The 562-nt window shown below is 73.7% G+C and carries 1 protein-coding gene; it reads left to right on the forward strand.

Going from position 1 to position 562, the window contains the following annotated elements; genetic code table 11:
* Positions 1-562, forward strand: a 562-nt coding sequence (locus MJ785_RS17885; protein WP_239381881.1) for a hypothetical protein, incomplete at both ends; no start/stop codon positions are given.

The following is a 562-nucleotide window of genomic DNA, read 5'->3' on the forward strand; positions in this document are numbered from 1 at the left end:
ATTCCCGGCCGGCTGAGGCTTGCTCCGGGCGAACGCCTGTGCCCGGTCTGCGCGGTCAAGCGCGACCCGGACGTCACTGAACGCCTCGCGGGGGAACGCGCGGTGTTCCCGTCCACGGCCTCTGTCGCGACCGCGCCCTTTCGCGTCCGCATAGTCAGGGCACTGGCTGGCGGGAATACCAGCGGCCCGCTGGCGCAGGCGGTACGCAGGCATCGCGGCGCGGTGCACGGTGTCACCGCCACGCTGCGCACGGCCGGCGCCGGACTTTCTGGCAGTCTTGAACGCCCTGGCGCGCTCCCGACGCTTGAGGCGCAGGTTCGGCTGCTCGGCGACGGCGCCCTTACCGGCTGGTCCCGCCTGGAGGGCTCCTGGTGCCTGGCCGACACCTGGCAACCGGAGTCCCTCCTGCGCGAGAACGGGCTGGCGCTGCCGGCCGGCGATCCGCGTCACGACGAGGTTGTGCGTGCCTGCGCCGAGGGACGCCAGGCATGCACCGAGCTGCTCAAGGCGTTCGCCAGCACACCCGGCACGGGCGCGGGCACCGGCCCCGACGCTGGCGCTG

Origin of the sequence: Protofrankia sp. CiT1, from assembly GCF_917627335.1 — a bacterium.
Taxonomy (GTDB): Bacteria; Actinomycetota; Actinomycetes; order Frankiales; family Frankiaceae; genus Protofrankia.